Source organism: Nisaea sp., assembly GCF_965216895.1.
GTDB lineage: Bacteria > Pseudomonadota > Alphaproteobacteria > Thalassobaculales > Thalassobaculaceae > Nisaea.
The window spans coordinates 331,264-349,200 of the sequence record NZ_OZ244205.1 but is presented as its reverse complement, the minus strand read 5'-3'; the positions used below and the strand labels follow the sequence as shown (position 1 = coordinate 349,200).

Here is a 17,937-nt window from a genome sequence, read left to right as displayed (position 1 = left end):
TCCTGATGTGACAATGATGCAAGCCCGTCGCAAACATCGGCAACAGGGCCGGTCTGAGACCTAGGAAACCGTCGTCCGTGCGGCGAATTCGGCGAACGCGTCCTTCGACTGCCCCCCCTCTTCCCGCATCTGTTCCCTCCACATGGCAGCATAGACTCCGTCCCGCGCCAAGAGCTCCACGTGACTCCCCCGCTCGGCAATCTCCCCGTCGCGCAGCACGATGATCTCGTGCGCGTCGATCACGGTCGAGAGCCGGTGCGCGATGACGAGCGTGGTGTAGTTCTGGCTGACCTCGGAGAGACTGCTCTGGATTGCCTTTTCGGTCTGGCTGTCGAGCGCCGAGGTGGCCTCGTCGAAAAGGAAGATCTTCGGCTGCTTGAGCAGAGTCCTGGCGATCGCGACGCGCTGCTTTTCCCCGCCGGAAAGCTTCAGGCCGCGTTCGCCGACCATCGTCTCGTAGCCGTCGGGCAAGCTCGTGACGAAATCGTGGATGCTGGCGAGCCGCGCGGCCTCCTCGACCTCCTCGCGGTTCGCCGACGGGCGACCATAGGCGATGTTGTAGTAGATCGTGTCGTTGAACAGAACGGTGTCCTGGGGAACGATCCCGATCGCCCGGCGCAGGCTGTCTTGGGTGACGTGGCGGATGTCCTGCCCGTCGATCAGGATCCGACCGTCGTCGATATCGTAGAACCGGAACAGCAGCCTCGAGATCGTCGACTTTCCGGCACCGCTCGGCCCGACCAGCGCCACCGTCCTGCCCGCCGGGACGTCGAAGCTGATCCCCTTCAGGATCGGACGTGCGTCGGAATAACCGAACTTCACGTCCTCGAAACGCACCGTCCCCCTATCGACCACGAGGTCCGCCGCATCCGGCGCATCCTCAATCTCCCGTTCTTCTTCGAGCAGACGGAACATCTGCTCCATGTCGGTCAGCGACTGCTTGATCTCGCGGTAGACGAAGCCGAGGAAGTTGAGGGGCAGATAGAGCTGGATCAGGTAGGTGTTCACCATCACGAAGTCGCCGACCGTCGCCCGGCCCGCGGCGATGTCACCGCCGGCAAGAATCATCACCAGCGTCAGGCCGCCGGCGATGATTCCGCCCTGCCCGACATTGACCAGCGAGAGGCTGGTGCGGCTCTGAACCGCCGCGTCCTCGTAGGAGCGCATCGACTGGTCGAAGCGCTCCTCCTCGTGCCGCTCGTTGCCGAAATATTTTACCGTCTCGTAGTTCAGCAGGCTGTCGATGGCGCGCGTGGTGGCGCGGTTGTCCATCGAGTTCATCCTGCGGCGGAACTTCAAACGCCACTCGGTGATCAGCGTGGTGAAGAGAATATAGGAGCCGATTGTGCCGAACGTGACCACCGCATAGCGGTAGTCGAACATCGCCCAGAGAATGCCGCAGACCAGAAGGATCTCGAACAGGGTCGGCAGGATATTGAACAGCATGAAGTTCAACAGGAACTCGATTGCCTTGGTACCGCGTTCGATCACCCGCGAGATGCCACCCGTCTGCCGGTCGAGATGAAAGCGCAGCGAGAGCTGGTGTAGATGCCGGAAGGTCTTCAGCGCCGCCATCCGGATCGCCCTTTGCGCGACCCGCGCGAAGAAGAACTCCCTTAGCTGGGCGAAGGCCTGCTGGCCCAGCCGCGTCAGACCATAGGCGACGATGATCCAGATCAGGACGGTGAAATCGAACCTGTCGCCGCCGGAAATCAGGTCGACCGCATCCTTGTAGAGGATCGGAACATAAACCGAGGCGCCCTTGGCTAGCGCAAGACAAAGCAGCGCGATCACCACGCGCGCCCGCATCTCGAACTGTCCTTTCGGCCAGAGATAGGGCAGAAGCGTTTTCACCGTCTGGATATCGGCCGTCGCCGGAGCGTCGGATTCGGTCAGGTTCGCGGTCGGGCGGCGGGGCATGAGACTTCCTGTCAGGTGGCTGCGGAAACGTGGCCACTCTCTATTTTTGTTCGATGAATATGGAACTATTTCGCGCGAGCGCAAGCCTCTCGTTGCTTCGGATTGTCCGGCTCGCGCCCGAAACGACCCGGCAGATTGACCTGCAGATGATCGAGCGGACCGAGACACCGCCATGCCGCAAGCTGGCAAGAGCCGGCTGGCTCGCGACCAGAGGGCTCAGCTGTTGTTCGACTTCGACCGCTCGGAACCGAAATAGAAACCGATGACCAGGGTGACCACAGGCAGCACAGCGACGGAAATGACCTCGAGCATGAATTTCGCCAGCTCAATCCAGTACCCGATGGGGGCGGCGCAATCAGATCCCTCGTTGCAGACAAGCTCAGGGAAATTCCGCCAGGTCGCGACAAGCACGATGAGCACGGCGACGGCATACATCACAACGATGATATAACCGATCAGCGAACGGTCTTTTGCAGCTTTCCGCGCGGCGTAATCTTCGGCCGATTCTTCGTAGGTCTGCTTGAGACCGCCCACATCCGCAGACACCGAAGCGATGAAATCATCGAGTTCAGTGTCGGCCATGATCAACCGGTCTTGGTTTTCTTGCCGAGAAGCCTCTTGCCGATATCGCTGAGCCTCTTGGCATGCTGGGCATATTCGCGGGCCTGTCTCTCCAGGTTGTCCGCAAGCTCCGGGTGTTTTTCCGCCCGCGCCTGCTTCACCTTCGCCGACAGATCGCGCGCCTGTCCCAGCAGAGCCTCCGCTTCGTCAAGAAGCTCTTTCGCGGAATTCAGGCTTTTCTGGTCCGTCGACGTGCCGGTCTGGAGAAAGTTCGGAAGCATGGTGGCCCCCCGATCCTCACGAAGCGACGTTGAAACTCTCGCCGCAGCCGCAGCGGCTGGTCTCGTTCGGGTTCTTGAACACGAAGCCCGAATAGTATTTGTCCTGCTGGAAATCCATTTCGGAGCCGAGGATGAACATGACCGAGGCCGGGTCGACGAAGATTGTCACGCCCTTGTCCTCCACCACGTCCTCGAACTTCTTCCGCTCCTTGGCATATTCGACGAAATAGCTGAGACCGGAACAGCCTTTCGCCTTCACGCCGACGCGCAGACCGAGAACACCGTCCTCGGGATTGGCCGCCATCAGGTCCTTGACCCTGCCGGCGGCGGCGTCTGTCAGCGTGATCGGGGCTTTACCGGGTTGAAACATGGTGTCTCTGTCCTCTGATGAGCCTGCCCTCCAAATATAATGATGAGGCAGATCAGTTTCTAGAACATGTTGAGGGCGAGGCGCGCCTCGTCGCTCATCCGCTCCGGGCTCCAGGCGGGATCCCAGGTAAGTTCCACCTGCACGCGTCCCACACCTTCGACGGAGGCCGCCTTCTCGGCGACGTCGATCGGGAGCTGTCCCGCGACCGGGCAGGCCGGTGCCGTCAGCGACATCACGATCCGGACATCTCCGTTCTCCGCGATGGCGATCTCGTAGATCAGCCCGAGCTCGTAGATATCGACCGGAATTTCCGGGTCGTAGACCTCTTTCAGCGCCAGGATGATTGCATCTTCCCTGGCAACCGCAACGCCGTCGGCGAGCGGTTCGCCGACCTCCGCGACGATCCCCTCTTCCGGCGGCGGAAGATCGAGGAAGTCGTGCATACCTGGACCATGCGGCATCATGCGAAGATCTCCCTGACCTTTTCGAGGCTGTCGGCAAGTGCGTCGATATCCTGACGCGTGTTGTACATGCCGAGGCTGGCGCGGGCCATCGCCGGCACGTCGAAGCGCTCCATCAGCGGCTGCGCACAATGGTGCCCGGCGCGGACCGCCACACCGGCCTGATCGATGATGGTCGAAATGTCGTGCGGGTGCGCGCAGTCCATGACGAAGGAAATCACGCTCACCTTGCCGGGAGCGGTCCCGATCAGTCGCAGACCGTCCACCGACGCCAGACGCTGGGTCGCGTAGTTCAGCACATCGCCTTCATGCGCGCCGACAGCCGCGATACCGATGGCGTCGATATAGTCGATCGCCGCGCCGAGCCCCACCGCCTGCGCGATCGGTGGCGTTCCGGCCTCGAACTTGTGCGGCAGGTCGGCCCAGGTCGATTTCTCCATGGTGACCGTATTGATCATGTCACCGCCGCCCTGATAGGGCGGCATCTTCTCCAACAGCTCTTCCTTGCCGTAGAGGATACCGATGCCCGACGGGCCGTAGAGCTTGTGTCCGGAGAAGGCGTAGAAGTCGCAATCGAGGTCCTGAACGTCGACCGGCATATGGGTGACGCCCTGCGCGCCATCCACCACCAGCACCGCACCTGCCCTGTGGGCCAGCGACGCGATCTCCTTCACCGGCAACACCGTGCCGAGCACGTTCGAGACATGCGGGATCGCAATCAGCCGTGTCTTGTCCGTGATCAACGCTTCGAGGTCCGCCAGGTGGAAGGCGCCCTCCTCGTCAACATCCACGACCTTGAGCACCAGCTCCTTTTCGTCGCGGACCATCTGCCAGGGCACGATGTTGGAGTGATGCTCCATCGTGGTGATGATGATCTCGTCGCCTTTCTCGAGAAAGGCGCGCGCCCAGGAATGCGCCACCAGATTGAGTGCTTCGGTCGTGCCCTTAGTGAAGATCACCTCGTGACTGTGGCGGGCCTTGATGAAGGCCTGGACCTTCTCGCGTGCGCCTTCATAGCGCGCCGTCGCCAGCTCGCTCAGATAGTGCAGGCCTCGATGCACGTTGGCGTACTCGGCCTCATACATCTGCGTCACGGCATCGATCACCTGACGCGGTTTCTGCGCCGAGGCAGCGGAATCCAGGAAGACCAGCGGCTTGCCGCGGACTTCCGTCTGAAGGATCGGAAAATCCCGGCGGATTGCCTCGACGTCGTATGCAAGCTCGTTCATCACGCGGCTTCCTCTCGCCGGATCCGCTCGGCCAGCCAGTCCGAGATCTTGTCGCCGAAGGCCAGAGCGACCTTGTCCACTCGAATCTCGTCCAGCGCGTCGCGGAGATAGGCCTCGATCAGCATGTTGCGGGCATCGTGCTCGTTGATGCCGCGCGCCTTCAGATAGAAGAGTTGCTCGGCATCGAGTTCGCCGACGGTCGCGCCGTGGCTGCATTTCACGTCGTCGGCATAGATTTCCAGTTCCGGCTTGCTGTCGATCTCCGCCTTGCGGGAAAGCAGCAGCGCGCGGTTCATCTGGTAGCCGTCTGTCTTCTGCGCCGGACGCTGCACCAGGATCTTGCCCTGGAAAACGCCGCGTCCGTTCTCGTCCAGCACGCCCTTGTAAATCTCGCGGGACTCGCTGTTCGGCTTCGCATGTTCGATGAAAGTGGTGTTGTCGAGATGCTGGTTCGCCGCCGCCATGTAGACGCCGTTCACCGCGTAGAGGATATCCGAGCCATCGAGCTTGCTGCGAATCTCATTGCGCGCCAGTTTCGCGCCGCAGGAAAGCGCGAAATTGTCGTAGACCGTCTTCTCGCCGCAATGCACGTGAGTCATGGCGACGTGATAGGCGTCACGGGACTCGTTCTGCAGCTTGTAGTGATGGAAGACCGCCTCGTCCTCGAGCGTCACGTGGGTGACCGAGTTCGAAAAGTAGCTTCCCTCGCCGACATGGCTTTCGACCAGCGTCACCTTGGCCTTCGGGCCGACCCAGATCACATTGCGCGGGGCAAAGGCCGCCGATCCGGATCCGATCGAGATAATGTGGATCGGCCTGGCGATGTCGGCGTCCCGCGCGACCTCGATCAGAACGCCGCCGGTAATGCCGGCCGTGCTGAGTGCAGCAAGCGGCAGCCCGTCGAGCGCGCTCTCGTCCTCCAGGGCATGCCTGGTCACGCCGTCCTTGAACTGCACTGCGTCCGCCAGCGGCGTGACCATCAGTCCGACCGGCATTTCGTCAAGCGCTGTGCGGCTCTCGTCCAGACGACCGTTCACCAGAACGATCTCGATCCCCTCGATCCCGGCGATCCTGTCGCGCGGGATCTCCACCGCCTCGGCCTCTCTGGCGGGAGCGCTGAACCCCAGGCCGCCAAGACCGCGCAGGCTGGTATATTTCCAGGCCTCCGTCCGGTTCGTCGGCAATCCGAGTTCCGCGAAACGCTCCGCACCTTTCCGCGTCACCTCGCCGAACCACTCGGGCGCGCCGTCGAGCGCCGCGGCGCCGAAGGTCTTCAGCAGCGGATTGTCGTGTGCCATATCGTTCGGCATGTGTCTGTCTCCCGACCCGATCAGGCTGCCTTGCCGGTGAAGTCCGCGTAGCCCTTTTCCTCGAGTTCGAGGGCCAGCTCCTTGCCGCCGGACTTCTGAATCTTGCCGGAGGCCATGACATGCACGTGGTCAGGCTGGATGTAGTTCAGCAGGCGCTGGTAGTGCGTGATGACCAGCATCGAGCGGCCCGCGTCTCGCAGCGCATTGACACCGTCCGCAACGATCTTCAGGGCATCGATGTCAAGGCCGGAATCGGTCTCGTCGAGCACGCAGAGGGTGGGCTCGAGCACCGCCATCTGCAGGATCTCGTTGCGCTTCTTCTCGCCGCCGGAGAACCCGACATTGACTGCGCGCTTCAGCATGTCGTCACCCATCTCCAGCGCCTTCGCCTTCTCGCGCACAAGCTTCAGGAACTGCATCGCGTCCAGTTCTTCCTGATCGTTGTACTTGCGCTTGGAATTCAACGCCTCGCGCAGGAAGGTCATGCTGGGAACGCCCGGGATCTCGACCGGATACTGAAAGGCGAGGAAAAGGCCCTCGTTGGCCCGCTCGTCCGCCTCCAGATCGAGCAGGTCCTTGCCGTCGAAGGTCACGGAGCCTTCCGTCACCTCGTAACCGTCGCGCCCGGCCAGCACGTAGGACAGCGTGCTCTTGCCCGAGCCGTTCGGCCCCATGATCGCATGCACCTCTCCCGGCTGGATGGTCAGGTCGATCCCCTTGAGGATCTCCTTGTCCTCCTCTTCCAGCGAGGCGTGCAGGTTCTTGATTTCCAACAGAGCCATATCTCTCTCCGAGCGTACTTTTTCTTGGGTTCCGGCGCGTCAGCCGACGCTGCCTTCCAGGCTAATACCGATGAGTTTCTGCGCCTCGACGGCGAATTCCATCGGCAGTTCCTTCATGACTTCCTTGCAGAAGCCGTTGACGATGATCGAGACCGCGTCCTCTTCGGAAAGCCCGCGCTGGGCACAGTAGAAGAGCTGATCCTCGCTGATCTTCGAGGTGGTCGCCTCATGCTCGACCCGCGCGGTCGGGTTGCGGGATTCGATGTAGGGCACCGTATGGGCGCCGCACTGGTCGCCGATCAGCAGGCTGTCGCACTGGGTGTAGTTGCGTGCGTTCTCCGCGCCCGGAAGAACCTTCACCAGGCCGCGATAGGTATTGTCCGCCTTTCCGGCGCTGATACCCTTGGAGATGATCGTCGACTTCGTGTTCTTGCCGATATGGATCATCTTGGTGCCGGTATCGGCCTGCTGCGCATTGTTGGTGATCGCGACCGAGTAGAACTCGCCGACCGAATTATCACCCTGCAGGATGCAGCTCGGATATTTCCAGGTGACGGCGGAGCCAGTCTCGACCTGGGTCCAGGAGATCTTCGAGTTGTCGCCACGGCAGGCGCCACGCTTGGTCACGAAGTTGTAGATCCCGCCGGCCCCGGTCTCGTCGCCCGGATACCAGTTCTGCACCGTCGAATACTTGATCTCCGCATCCTTCATCGCGACCAGTTCGACCACGGCCGCGTGAAGCTGGTTCTCGTCGCGCTGCGGGGCGGTGCAGCCTTCCAGATAGGAGACGTAGGAGCCTTCCTCGGCGACGATCAGGGTCCGCTCGAACTGGCCCGTGTTTTCCGCGTTGATGCGGAAATAGGTCGAGAGTTCCATCGGACAGCGCACGCCCTTCGGGATGTAGACGAAGGAGCCGTCGGTGAACACCGCGCAGTTCAGCGTCGCGAAGTAATTGTCGGAATAGGGAACGACCGAGCCGAGATACTTCTTCACCAACTCAGGATGCTCCTGGATCGCCTCGGATATGGAACAGAAGATGACGCCGTATTCCGCCAGCTTCTTGCGGTAGGTGGTCGCGACAGAGACGGAGTCGAAGACCGCGTCGACTGCGACGACTCCGGCGAGAACTTCCTGCTCCTTCAGGGGAATCCCAAGCTTCTCGTAAGTCTTGAGCAGTTCCGGATCGACCTCGTCGAGGCTGTTCGGCCGCTCCTTCACTTTCGGCGCGGCGTAGTAGTAGATATCGCTCAGATCGATCGGGGCGTACTCGACCTTGGCCCAGTCCGGTTCTTCCATCGTCTTGAAATGCTCATAGGCCTTGAGGCGCCATTCCAGCATCCATTCCGGCTCTTCCTTCTTCGCCGAGATGAAGCGGATGACCTCTTCGCTGAGGCCCTTTGGCGCCATTTCCGACTCGATGTCGGTGACGAATCCGTACTTGTACTTCTCGGTACCGAGTTGTTCGACCTGTTCGATTGTCTCGACAGTTGCCGCCATGTCTCTGTGTCCCGTGTCCTAAAGCGTCAAACTCAAAAAAACTTATCCGCGTCAGCTCTCGGCCGCGGCCTCGCTCCGCTCGCCTTCCCGCACCGCCGGCCGCAGCGGGAACATCTCGGTCGGGTCCAGCAGGTCTGCCAGCGTCACTTCCTCGAGCGCCGCACGCACAGCCAGATTGACCCGATCCCAATTGCCGCTGATCGGGCAGGAATTGCTGACCTCGCAACCGCCGTCTCCGTCCTCGACACAGGCCGTGAGCGCGATCGGACCGTCGATCGCCTGAACGATCCGTGCCACAGTCACCTGCTCTGCCGTCATGCCGATGGAATATCCGCCGTTGGCCCCGCGATGGGAGGTGATAAGCCCGGTTCCGGCGAGAATTTTCAGCAGCTTGGAAACCGTGGGAAGCGGGATCGCCGTGCTGTCCGAGAGCGCCGAAGCAGTCCGGACCCGGCCCGGCTCGCGCGCCATCTGGCCGAGGACCACGACCGCATAGTCGGTCATTTTGTTCAGTTTCAGCATCGCGTCGCCCCGAATTCGGACTGATTTTGTCCTATTAATTAAGCCTGCGTGCCGATAAATCAACCGTAATCTGCGGTCTGACGGGAAAAATTTGAAAGGTTCTAATTCCGGGAAAGCACCTCAGATGTGCCACATTCGGCGCGACCATGCGAGCGATTTATTGCAGGATACGCAGCCGCGTATCCGGATGCGCCGGGCCTTTCACAAACAATCAAGAATACCGCCCAGTCCCGCCATGACATCGCCGCAAACCCAGTCTCAGCCCCTGCTCGCCGTTCTCTGGATGATGGGCGCACTCGCCTCCTTCACCTCGATGGCCGTCGCGGCGCGGGAACTGACCCAGGACCTCTCGGTCTTCCAGATTTCCTTCATGCGGACGGTGATCTGTCTCTCGCTGCTCATGCCCTACGCCTACAGGCTCGGCTGGCAGGAAATGAAGACCGCGCGCCTGAAGACGCATATCGGCCGCAACATCATCCATTTCGGCGGGCAATTCGGCTGGATCTTCGGGGTGAGCGTGCTCCCGCTGGCCGCCGTTTTCTCGCTGGAGTTCAGCGCCCCGGTCTGGACCGCGATCCTGGCCGCCATTTTTCTGAAGGAGAAACTGACCCGGATCCGAGTGATCTCCATCGCGCTCGGTTTCGCGGGCATCCTGGTGATCCTGCGCCCGGGCTCCGACCTGATGCAGCCGGCCGCATTTGTTGTCATCGGAGCCGCTGTCTGCTTTGCCTGCACCTACGTCTTCACCCGGGGCCTCGCCGCCACAGAGAGCGCCTTCAAGATCATCTTCTACATGAACCTGATCCAGCTCCCGATCGGACTCGTGCTGTCGGTCCCTGTCTGGGTAACGCCGGACGTGGAAATGATCCCTTTCATCGCCATCCTCGGGATCGGCGGAATCACGTCGCATTACAGCATCGCGCGCGCCATGGCTCATGCTGACGCGGCCGTCGTCAGCCCGCTCGATTTCCTGCGCCTTCCGCTGGTCGCGGTGATCGGTTTCATGCTCTACCAGGAGCCATGGAATCCGTATGTCCTGATCGGCGGCGCGATCACCTTCTCCGGAAATCTGCTCAATATCTGGAGCGAACAGAAAGCTCTGCGAAAGAGTCCCGTGCCGCCTCTCCAGGCAACAGAGACGGCACACGAGCGCCGCACCTAACCTGGCACGATTCCTGAAACGCCTTTATCCACGAACAGATTGCCAATAAAATCCATGGAAATCCGGGAAAGGCGCTCGGGCGGAATGCTTCGCAACAAAAACTTAGAGATCCTGACCCTCCGCAACGGGTCGTGGGCCATTGAGGGTGCCGCACGCGACCTTGAGAGCGCGGAAAAGACGGCTATGCAATTCATGACGCGCGCCGGCGTCATGGGAGTCCGCGTGGTCAAGGAGTCACTCAAGGACATCAGCAACCCGGCGCCGGGCGACATTCTGTTCGAGCGATTGCGCCAGACCGGCAGCGGCGATCTCATCGCTGTCGGCGATGTCAGCGGCACACCGGCGATCTGCGAAGATGTCGAGGATCTGTTCCACGGCCCGGGCCGAAAGACCATCAACAGGCTGTTCCGCGCCTATCTCGACAAGCAGGGGGTCACGCCCACCGAAGTCATGCACAATGCCCGCGAGATGAAGCGGGCGATGGATTTCCAGAGCATGCTTCCCTCGGCAGTCGCCAAGGTCGCCCAGATGCAGGCACGAGGCGAAGACGGCGGAGACCCGGGGGCCCGTCGCGACGCGCTCTACGGTTTCGTCGAGAAGATCAGCGACCGTGCCAGGAACGCGGAGCGCAAAAAGCTTCCGTCGATCGAGAAGGACGGCATCAACGAGGCGATCGAGCGCATCAACAAGTCCGCGAATGGAGAGGCTCCCGGGTATCTCTTCCGCGTCGCGGCGAGCCGCGATCTGGTTGCAAGGCGCAACTGGTGGGACAAGTTCGCAACCACTGTCGACTGGGCCGAAGCGTGCGAGTCCGATCCCGCGCTCACAAATCTCGACTGGTTCATCAGCGATGCGCTCAGCAACGCGGAGGTCCTGCAGGATCTGCTCGGGGACCGGGAAAGCCTCGCCGATGCCCTGATCACGCTGATGGAGATCGCCGACGGAGTGCGCGAAATCGATCCCCAACGGGCTGAGAACCCGGAGAATGTCGAAGCCACGGCATTCAAGATCAACAATCTGTTCCGCAAGTCAAAGCTGCCGGAGTCGAAGGTCGCCGTGATGGACCGGGTCTGTCGCCAGCTGCAGAGTTCCGGTTCCCTGACCAAGGACAAGGAGGAGGAGCCCAAAGTATTCCGGGAAATGCTGCAGAAACTGATTCCCGGAACCGAGCTCGTCGGCGGCCCGGAGATGGCCGAGGCGATCACGCACCGGCAGTCCCACATCATCAACAAAGGCGGCGAAGGCGGCCTCAAGGCGGCGACCGCCAGCGTCCTGCCGGCGCTTCGCGACCCGGGCCGCAAGGCCGGATATCTGCTCTCTCTGTTCGAGAGCGATCTCGGCCGAACCATATTGAAAGACGAAATCGACCATCATCTGAACGGGCTCTTCATGACCCCGGCATCGGTCAATCAGATCGTCCGTACCAGCGTTGCCCCGAACAGGAAAATGGAGAAGGTCACCTCGATCTTCTACCGGATCCAGAACTCCAACCTGCCCGATGGGCGCAAGCAGCAACTGACCCAGCACCTGGACGAGCTACTCGCGACCTACATCGTCGACGGCCGCATCCTGGATCGCGTCGACGATCCGGACAAACCGCTGCATATCCGCGCATTCATGCTCGTCAGCATGTGCCAGCCGGAAATGCTGCCCGACGGCAAGGCGTCGAAGCTGGCGCGGGAAATCATCGTCAAGCATTTGCGCCGGCCGAACTTCGAGACCGAGCTCGTGGCGCAGATCGCTGACCCGACGAAGAAAGAAAAGATCCTCCGGGATTTCCACGTACAACTGCAGCGCAGCGGATTCTTCAACTGACGCCCGAACCGAATCCGCGAATTCCCTGCAGTTTTCAGTCGCCGCCGCGGTTCAGGAAATCGTGGAGCTGCTGCTCACCGATATCGCAATTGTAACCGCCGGGGCCGTTGCCGAGCGCGGCGGGAAGCGCCCGGACCGGTTTCTCGGGAGTGAGGCCGGCGACCTCGAGGATCATCTTGCGGCGGACTGCGGAGGCGAAGGACTTGATCCCCTTGGCGACGATCACGAAGGCGCCGTCACCTCCGATGACGCATTCCTCGTAATAAACGTCGAGATCGTCGAGTTTCGGGAATCCGTAGGGTGATGGGCGCTCGTTCAGGATCGGCAGGGCATTGATCACCAGTCCCGAGGCGATCGCCCGGTCCCGTGCCTCGTCAACACGGGCACCGGTGTTGTTCGGCCCGTCACCGGAAATATCGATTACCTGACGTTCGGCAAAAAAGCGCGGATCCTGAAACATCCGGACCCCGAAATCGAGCATGTTCCCGATCGAAGTGCGCCGCCCGCCCATGTGGGCCCTGACTGACAGGTTTTCGGAAAAATCGTAGGCCGCCTGCCTGCTGTCGATCAGCGTCCAGTCGAGAAGCACGCGCTGATGATCTCCGCCCGCCCACTCGACATAGGCAAGTGCGATCCGACCGAGCTGCCCCGACAGAATGGTATCGACAACGGCCTGGTCGCGCAGCGCCTGAACATACCCGTCGCGCTGCAGCCCGCCTTCCCAGAAATCGATCGAGCCGGAAACGTCCACGGCAAGCAGAAGCTTCAGATCCACAAGTTGCGGCTGATTCTCGCTCTGGGCGGAGGTTGTTTCAGGATAAAGGAAGAGCGCGGCGAGCGCGCCGATCACGGATTTACGCCAAACACCGATAGAACGCGCAAGCGGCATATCAGGTGACCTCCACCCGTATTAGCGCGCATTATCGGACGTGCTGACAAGCCTATGTTGAGAGAATCTCCCTCAAGAGCGCGTTATAGGCCTCCGGCGCTTCCATGTAGGGCGCGTGTCCGACCCCATCGATCCGGACGTGCCGCCCCGCCGGATAGAGCGCCGCAAGCGCTTCCGACTGCCGCTCGGACACCACCTTGTCGCCCGCCCCGGAGATCAGCAGGACCGGACAGCGGATCGTCGGCGCCAGCGGCCGGGCATCGGCATGATGCAGCATCGTCGCGCAGGTCCTGAGCCCGGCGGCGGTCACCCCGTGGGCAATTTCCTCGACCGTCGCACGCACCCCCTCCGGTGCACCGTCTGCGACCATCATGCCCGAGCGCTGCGCCGCGTAGGCCGCGCTCCCCTCTTTTTCCAGCGCCGCGATACGTGTCGCGTAGCTCCCGGAAAGCGGCTCGGTTGCGGGTTTGGCGCTGCCGGAATGGGTACAGGACAGGATCATGTGCCTGACCCGGTCGCCGGCCTCGGCCGCCACTGCCTGTGCGACGATTCCACCCATGGAGTGCCCGATCACCGAAAAATCGCCGACGCCGAGATGGTCCATCAACGCAAGGGCGAGGGTCGCAAACGCCGTCTGGTCCGGACCGATCACCATGGTCTCACCGTAACCCGGCGCGTCCCAGCCGATAACATGCCAGGCGTCGGAGAGCGCGGCATATTGCGCCCGCCAGGTAGCCGAATTGCCGCCGAGCCCGTGCAGCGCCAGGAGCACGGGTTTGCTGCTACCCGCGCCGGCTTCCCGGAAGGAGATATGCCCGGCCGGGGTATCGACGCGTTTCCGCTCAGGATCCATTGCCATCACATTCTCCCTCGGCACCGCCGGACTCCGAATATCGCTCTGTCGCCCAGACAGGTCATCTGGGACGACAGTCGGATCATTATGCCAGCATTCTGCAACCGATAAACGCACAGGCGGCCCAACCTGTCATTCCATACGAGAACAAGAGCGCGTTGCCCGCGATCCGTCGTATTATCGGCATCGGGGAGAAGCCATGCAGGACATTGTCGAACTTTCGCAGCTGACTTTCGTGACGGACATGCTGGCGGCTGTCGCCTTCGCGATCTCCGGCTCGCTCGTCGCCTCCCGCAAGGGGCTCGACATTCTCGGCTTCATGTGGCTCGCGATCCTGACCGGCGTCGGCGGCGGCACGGTGCGCGATCTCGTCCTCGATGTCCCGGTGTTCTGGGTTGCCGACCCGTCCCATGTGATCGCCTGCCTGCTCACCGCGACTGTCATGTTCTTCCTTGCGCCCAAGGTGGAATCACGGATCCGGCTGGTCCTCTGGTTCGACACGCTTGGACTGGCCTTCGTCACCGTGGTCGGCACGGTAAAGGGGCTGGATCATGGCACAGGGCCGCTGATTGCCGTGGTCATGGGCGTGGTGACGGCATCGGTGGGCGGCATCGTGCGCGATGTCGTCGGAAATGAGGAATCCATCATCTTGCGCCGGGAGATCTACGTCACCGCGGCCGCTCTCGGCGCGATCACCTACGTTGCGCTGGCGGGGCTCGCGGTCGGACGGCTGGAGGCGGCGGTGGCCGCCTTCGTCGTGACCTTCACCGTCCGCGCCATGGCGATCGTCTTCAACTGGTCGATGCCGAGCTACTACCGCAAGCCCAAGACGATCGACGAGTTCCGCCAGAGCCGCGAGAGCTGACGCGAGCGGACGGCATCAGCCGCGCCCGGCCTTGTGGTAATCCGCGTTCGGCAACATGTGCACGGCGCTGGCCACCCGGTTCGACATGTTGAAGAAACCGGCGACATTCGCGATGTCCCAGATGTCCCGGTCCGTGAAGCCCGCGGCGCGCAGCGCCTGCCGGTCGGCTTCTTCAATCTCCCAGGGCGCACGGGTCAGCTTCTCGGCAAACGCGACCATCGCCCGTTGCCGCGCATCGAGGTCGGCGTAGCGGTGATTGAACGCGAGCGCTTCGCCGAGTTCCGGCTGGCCGGACAATTCGCGCACGGCCGCGCCGTGGGCGACAAGACAATAGAAACATTGATTTATCGACGAGACGACGACGGCGATCATCTCCCGCTCGAGCTTGCCGAGACCGGAGGGGCCGAGCATCAGCGTGTTATAGAGTGTGGTAAACCCCTTCAGATGCGCGTCGTCGAAGCTATAGGCCTTGATGACGTTCGGCACCAGACCGAGTTTGTCGGCGCAGAGATCCCAGTATTTTCTGGTGTCCGGCGAGAGATCGTCCGCATCCGGGACCGGCAGCCCGATTTCGAGGGCATGAACTTTCTCCTTGCTCACTCTGTCCTCCTGTCAGTCCGATCCGTCCAATGCCGCCAGTTCACCAAGCGTGACCGGCTTGATAGGAGGACGGATCCGGTAGTAGCCGACCTCTTCCGGGCTCTTGCCCAGCGCATCAGCAAGAATCTCGGTGACGGCAAGACCGCACAAGCGTCCCTGGCAGGGCCCCATGCCGGCGCGCAGGAACGCTTTCGTCTGATTCGGCCCCGGTGCGCCGAGAGCGGCCGCCTTGCGGAGCGCGGCGGCACTCACCTCCTCGCAGCGGCAGACCGTGAGATCGCCGTCGAGACGGGCGATCCAGTCCGGCGGCGGAAACATCGCATCCAGCAGGGGCCGGACCGCGAGCTCCGCGCGCAGTTCGTCCCGCGCCTTGACGATCTCGACGTCGCCCGAAGGCCGGTTGACCGAACCGGAACGCTCGGCGATCTCGAGCGCGGCGATGCGCCCGGAATGGACGGCCGCCATGGCGCCGCCGATCCCGCCCCCGTCGCCGGCGACGAAGACATTCTCGACGCTGGTCTCGCCACGGTCGCTCAGATCCGGACGGAAACAGCGCTGCGCGGGATCCCAGTGATGATCGCAGCGCAGCAGCCTGGTCAATTGCGGGTTCGGAACCACGCCTTCGTGCAACAACAGGTGAGCGGCCTCCAGCTCCACCGCCTCCCCCGCACTCCGGAAGCGGACGCTCTGCAGACGCTCGGCGCCCCGTGCTTCGATATCGGTCACAGCCCGGTGAACCGGAATCCCGGACGCCGCCAACTGACGCTTCAGCCGATGGCCCTTGAGCAGCGTACGCCAGCCCAGCAGCGCGCCTGGAATATGCGGCAATCCGCGCAAGTAGGCTCCCGGCGGCGTTGTTTCAAGCACAGCGGCAATCTCGATCCCGGCCGCGGTGCACTGGGCCGCGAATAGCAGCAGCAAGGGACCGCTCCCGGCAAGCACCAAGGGCGCCTCCGGATAGAGCCCGGAGCTCTTCAGCAACGTCTGCGCCGCGCCGACCGTCATAACCCCCGGTAGCGTCCATCCGGGAACCGGGACCGGGCGTTCCATTGCGCCGGTGGCGATCAGCAGGGAACGTGCCGCAACCTGCCGGGTCACTCCGTCCCAGGCAACCGTCACGCTCTTGTCGCCCTCGTCCGGACTGTCGACGTGCCAGACGGAGGCGCTCGGCCAGAACTGCGCGCCCGAGGCCTCGAAACGCGCGGCAAGATCCGCTCCTTTGGCGTAATCCTCGCCGAGGAAATCGAGATTGTCGCGCCGGGCCTCCGCGTTCCGCCCGATCGCGCGCCAGATCTGACCGCCGGGCGTCGGCTGCTCGTCCACCACGAGAACCGAAAGTCCGCTCTCGCGCGCCGTGACCGCCGCCGACATCCCCGCCGGACCGGCCCCGATAATGGCAAGGTCAAACCGCATCATCGTCCGCCTCCCCCGGCAGCCCGGGTGCGCCACGCTGGCGGCGCACCCGCATGCCGTCCCGCACCTCGATCAGGCAGGCCTGCCGGTTCGGCACGCCGTCGATCTCGACCAGGCACTCGAAACAGACACCCATCATGCAATAGGGCGCGCGGGCCGTTCCGCTCTTCGGGGTCGTGCGCGAGGATCCGGCTCCCGCCGCCAGAATCGCCGCCGCGACGCTGTCGCCTTCCAACGCGCTCACCTGCTCGCCTTCGAACAGGAAGCGCACCGTCCGTCCGTTCTGTTCAGGCAGCCGGCGCAGCATCGAACCTCCCCGGCGAGAAAGCGGCAAAGCGCGTGTTGAAGCCGCCGCGCAGAATGACCGGCGCCAACTCCAGCGCATGGGCGGCGGCGAGCGTGACACCGCTGTGGCAGGAGAGGCTGAAGGCGCCGGGCATGTGCTCGCTCTCCCGGTAGATCGGGAAACCGTCCGGCGACATCACCCGGAGTGCGCTCCAGGTCCGGACGATGCGGGCATCTTTGAGGATCGGGAAACAGCGGATGATCGAGCGGGCGATCTCACCGAGCTTGGCCGGGTTGATCCGCGTGCTGTAGCCGGCATCCTCTTTGGAATTGCCGAAATTGATCGTACCGTCGGCAGTCTGCCGCGCATTCACAAGAAGCATCGGGATCACCGGCTGCATCCGCTCGGTGATCAGGATGTGACCGCGGTTCGGGGAGACCGGGATCGCGAGCCCGACCATCTCGGCCAGCCACTTGTTGGCGAGTCCGGCGGCGATCACCACCTTGCCGCCGCGAAAGGTCCCCGCCCTGGTCGACACGCTGAACCCCTCCCCGTCCTTTTCGATCTTCCGGGCCTGCGCGCCGCTGACATAGCGCGCGCCGAGCGCCTGTGCGCCGCCATGCAGGCCGCGCAGCAGGTAGAGCGGGTTCACATGACCGTCATGCGGGGAATAGCTGGCGCCGGTCACCTCGGGACCGACCAGCGGCATCATCTTCAGAACCTCTTCGCGACCCAGCATCACCCGGTCGTTCTCGCCGACGCCGGGCTGACCCTGCATGCGGCGAATCTCTTCCGCGTTTGCACGGAACTCGTCCTCGCCGAGACAGAGCTCAAGCCCGCCTTCCTGTCTCAGTTCGACATCGGTCCCGTCGCACCCGCTTATATCCTCGGCAAAGCCTCGGTAGAGCTCCTTCGAGCGGCGTGTCCAGCTCGCATATTCATGCATCCCGTCGCCCTTGCCCTGCACCCAGACAAGGCCGAAATTTCCGCGTGAGGCGCGCAGCGCGACATCGCCTTCATCAAGCATTATGACAGAGGCGCCCTCGCGGGCGAGACCGTAGGCCACCGCCGCGCCGACAAGCCCGCCGCCGACCACGATGACGTCGCTGGCCTCAGTCATA

At 62.7% G+C, this 17,937-nt stretch carries 19 protein-coding genes; 3 read left to right on the top strand and 16 right to left on the bottom strand.

Annotated features, from left to right (window positions below; translation table 11 throughout):
* Positions 1 to 60: 60 nt before the first annotated feature.
* The 10 genes from ACOOE1_RS01595 to ACOOE1_RS01550 form a co-directional block, all read right to left on the bottom strand.
* Positions 61 to 1,920, bottom strand: coding sequence for an ABCB family ABC transporter ATP-binding protein/permease (locus ACOOE1_RS01595; RefSeq protein ID WP_420404595.1), 1,860 nt, complete (start codon positions 1,918 to 1,920; stop codon positions 61 to 63).
* A gap of 216 nt (positions 1,921 to 2,136) precedes the next feature.
* A complete protein-coding gene (locus ACOOE1_RS01590) occupies positions 2,137 to 2,508 on the bottom strand; it encodes a hypothetical protein (protein WP_420404594.1) in 372 nt (123 codons plus the stop codon).
* Complete coding sequence (locus ACOOE1_RS01585; RefSeq protein ID WP_420404593.1) at positions 2,505 to 2,762, bottom strand: hypothetical protein; 258 nt, start codon at positions 2,760 to 2,762, stop codon at positions 2,505 to 2,507. Before ACOOE1_RS01585 ends, ACOOE1_RS01590 begins: the two co-directional genes overlap by 4 nt.
* Positions 2,763 to 2,778: 16 nt before the next feature.
* Positions 2,779 to 3,132: a HesB/IscA family protein gene (locus tag ACOOE1_RS01580; RefSeq protein WP_193179821.1), complete on the bottom strand. Its 354-nt coding sequence runs from the start codon at positions 3,130 to 3,132 to the stop codon at positions 2,779 to 2,781.
* Between the two features lie 59 nt (positions 3,133 to 3,191).
* Positions 3,192 to 3,593: an SUF system Fe-S cluster assembly protein gene (locus ACOOE1_RS01575; protein ID WP_420404592.1), complete on the bottom strand. Its 402-nt coding sequence runs from the start codon at positions 3,591 to 3,593 to the stop codon at positions 3,192 to 3,194.
* On the bottom strand, positions 3,593 to 4,822 hold the full coding sequence (locus ACOOE1_RS01570; protein ID WP_420404591.1) for a cysteine desulfurase: 1,230 nt from the start codon (positions 4,820 to 4,822) through the stop codon (positions 3,593 to 3,595). Before ACOOE1_RS01570 ends, ACOOE1_RS01575 begins: the two co-directional genes overlap by 1 nt.
* Positions 4,822 to 6,132 (bottom strand): Fe-S cluster assembly protein SufD, encoded by a 1,311-nt coding sequence (sufD, locus tag ACOOE1_RS01565; protein WP_420404590.1) that lies wholly within the window; start codon positions 6,130 to 6,132, stop codon positions 4,822 to 4,824. Before sufD ends, ACOOE1_RS01570 begins: the two co-directional genes overlap by 1 nt.
* A 20-nt stretch (positions 6,133 to 6,152) precedes the next feature.
* Positions 6,153 to 6,914 carry a Fe-S cluster assembly ATPase SufC gene (sufC, locus tag ACOOE1_RS01560; RefSeq protein WP_420404589.1) on the bottom strand — a complete coding sequence of 254 codons (762 nt, stop codon included), beginning with the start codon at positions 6,912 to 6,914 and terminating at the stop codon, positions 6,153 to 6,155.
* Positions 6,915 to 6,953: 39 nt separating this feature from the next.
* Entirely contained in the window at positions 6,954 to 8,411 is a 1,458-nt protein-coding gene (gene sufB / locus ACOOE1_RS01555) for a Fe-S cluster assembly protein SufB (protein WP_420404588.1), read from the bottom strand.
* 51 nt (positions 8,412 to 8,462) lie between these two features.
* Positions 8,463 to 8,933, bottom strand: coding sequence for an SUF system Fe-S cluster assembly regulator (locus tag ACOOE1_RS01550; protein WP_420404587.1), 471 nt, complete (start codon positions 8,931 to 8,933; stop codon positions 8,463 to 8,465).
* Between the two features lie 235 nt (positions 8,934 to 9,168).
* On the opposite strand from ACOOE1_RS01550, the gene ACOOE1_RS01545 reads away from it, so the two are divergent.
* Entirely contained in the window at positions 9,169 to 10,095 is a 927-nt protein-coding gene (locus tag ACOOE1_RS01545) for a DMT family transporter (protein WP_420404586.1), read from the top strand.
* Positions 10,096 to 10,278: 183 nt separating this feature from the next.
* The gene (locus ACOOE1_RS01540) at positions 10,279 to 11,910 is read left to right on the top strand and encodes a hypothetical protein (protein WP_420404585.1); all 1,632 of its coding nucleotides are present in this window, start codon (positions 10,279 to 10,281) and stop codon (positions 11,908 to 11,910) included.
* Positions 11,911 to 11,944: 34 nt separating this feature from the next.
* Here the strand turns inward: ACOOE1_RS01540 and ACOOE1_RS01535 are convergent, their stop codons facing one another.
* On the bottom strand, positions 11,945 to 12,799 hold the full coding sequence (locus ACOOE1_RS01535) for a DUF1194 domain-containing protein (protein ID WP_420404584.1): 855 nt from the start codon (positions 12,797 to 12,799) through the stop codon (positions 11,945 to 11,947).
* 52 nt (positions 12,800 to 12,851) lie between these two features.
* Entirely contained in the window at positions 12,852 to 13,658 is an 807-nt protein-coding gene (locus tag ACOOE1_RS01530) for an alpha/beta fold hydrolase (RefSeq protein WP_420404583.1), read from the bottom strand.
* Between the two features lie 193 nt (positions 13,659 to 13,851).
* Here ACOOE1_RS01530 and ACOOE1_RS01525 point away from each other — a divergent pair, with 193 nt between their 5' ends.
* Positions 13,852 to 14,517 carry a trimeric intracellular cation channel family protein gene (locus ACOOE1_RS01525; protein ID WP_420404582.1) on the top strand — a complete coding sequence of 222 codons (666 nt, stop codon included), beginning with the start codon at positions 13,852 to 13,854 and terminating at the stop codon, positions 14,515 to 14,517.
* A gap of 15 nt (positions 14,518 to 14,532) precedes the next feature.
* On the opposite strand, the gene ACOOE1_RS01520 is transcribed toward ACOOE1_RS01525, so the two are convergent.
* From ACOOE1_RS01520 to ACOOE1_RS01505, 4 genes are read right to left on the bottom strand one after another with little or no spacing between them, the layout of a single operon-like run.
* Positions 14,533 to 15,117 carry a peroxidase-related enzyme gene (locus ACOOE1_RS01520; RefSeq protein ID WP_420404581.1) on the bottom strand — a complete coding sequence of 195 codons (585 nt, stop codon included), beginning with the start codon at positions 15,115 to 15,117 and terminating at the stop codon, positions 14,533 to 14,535.
* A 12-nt stretch (positions 15,118 to 15,129) separates the two neighbouring features.
* Complete coding sequence (locus ACOOE1_RS01515) at positions 15,130 to 16,533, bottom strand: FAD-dependent oxidoreductase (protein WP_420404580.1); 1,404 nt, start codon at positions 16,531 to 16,533, stop codon at positions 15,130 to 15,132.
* Positions 16,520 to 16,837 (bottom strand): (2Fe-2S)-binding protein, encoded by a 318-nt coding sequence (locus tag ACOOE1_RS01510; RefSeq protein ID WP_420404579.1) that lies wholly within the window; start codon positions 16,835 to 16,837, stop codon positions 16,520 to 16,522. The genes ACOOE1_RS01515 and ACOOE1_RS01510 overlap by 14 nt, the downstream gene beginning before the upstream one ends.
* Entirely contained in the window at positions 16,818 to 17,936 is a 1,119-nt protein-coding gene (locus ACOOE1_RS01505; protein ID WP_420404578.1) for an NAD(P)/FAD-dependent oxidoreductase, read from the bottom strand. Before ACOOE1_RS01505 ends, ACOOE1_RS01510 begins: the two co-directional genes overlap by 20 nt.
* Position 17,937 lies beyond the last annotated feature (1 nt).

Bases quoted from the DNA above. Each gene is read 5' to 3' on its own strand.
- ACOOE1_RS01595 (WP_420404595.1), bottom strand. From the start codon at position 1,920: ATGCCCCGCCGCCCGACCGCGAACCTGACCGAATCCGACGCTCCGGCG.
- ACOOE1_RS01585 (WP_420404593.1), bottom strand. From the start codon at position 2,762: ATGCTTCCGAACTTTCTCCAGACCGGCACGTCGACGGACCAGAAAAGC.
- ACOOE1_RS01580 (WP_193179821.1), bottom strand. From the start codon at position 3,132: ATGTTTCAACCCGGTAAAGCCCCGATCACGCTGACAGACGCCGCCGCC.
- ACOOE1_RS01575 (WP_420404592.1), bottom strand. From the start codon at position 3,593: ATGCCGCATGGTCCAGGTATGCACGACTTCCTCGATCTTCCGCCGCCG.
- ACOOE1_RS01570 (WP_420404591.1), bottom strand. From the start codon at position 4,822: ATGAACGAGCTTGCATACGACGTCGAGGCAATCCGCCGGGATTTTCCG.
- sufD (WP_420404590.1), bottom strand. From the start codon at position 6,132: ATGCCGAACGATATGGCACACGACAATCCGCTGCTGAAGACCTTCGGC.
- sufC (WP_420404589.1), bottom strand. From the start codon at position 6,914: ATGGCTCTGTTGGAAATCAAGAACCTGCACGCCTCGCTGGAAGAGGAG.
- sufB (WP_420404588.1), bottom strand. From the start codon at position 8,411: ATGGCGGCAACTGTCGAGACAATCGAACAGGTCGAACAACTCGGTACC.
- ACOOE1_RS01550 (WP_420404587.1), bottom strand. From the start codon at position 8,933: ATGCTGAAACTGAACAAAATGACCGACTATGCGGTCGTGGTCCTCGGC.
- ACOOE1_RS01545 (WP_420404586.1), top strand. From the start codon at position 9,169: ATGACATCGCCGCAAACCCAGTCTCAGCCCCTGCTCGCCGTTCTCTGG.
- ACOOE1_RS01540 (WP_420404585.1), top strand. From the start codon at position 10,279: ATGCAATTCATGACGCGCGCCGGCGTCATGGGAGTCCGCGTGGTCAAG.
- ACOOE1_RS01535 (WP_420404584.1), bottom strand. From the start codon at position 12,799: ATGCCGCTTGCGCGTTCTATCGGTGTTTGGCGTAAATCCGTGATCGGC.
- ACOOE1_RS01530 (WP_420404583.1), bottom strand. From the start codon at position 13,658: ATGGCAATGGATCCTGAGCGGAAACGCGTCGATACCCCGGCCGGGCAT.
- ACOOE1_RS01525 (WP_420404582.1), top strand. From the start codon at position 13,852: ATGCAGGACATTGTCGAACTTTCGCAGCTGACTTTCGTGACGGACATG.
- ACOOE1_RS01515 (WP_420404580.1), bottom strand. From the start codon at position 16,533: ATGATGCGGTTTGACCTTGCCATTATCGGGGCCGGTCCGGCGGGGATG.
- ACOOE1_RS01510 (WP_420404579.1), bottom strand. From the start codon at position 16,837: ATGCTGCGCCGGCTGCCTGAACAGAACGGACGGACGGTGCGCTTCCTG.
- ACOOE1_RS01505 (WP_420404578.1), bottom strand. From the start codon at position 17,936: ATGACTGAGGCCAGCGACGTCATCGTGGTCGGCGGCGGGCTTGTCGGC.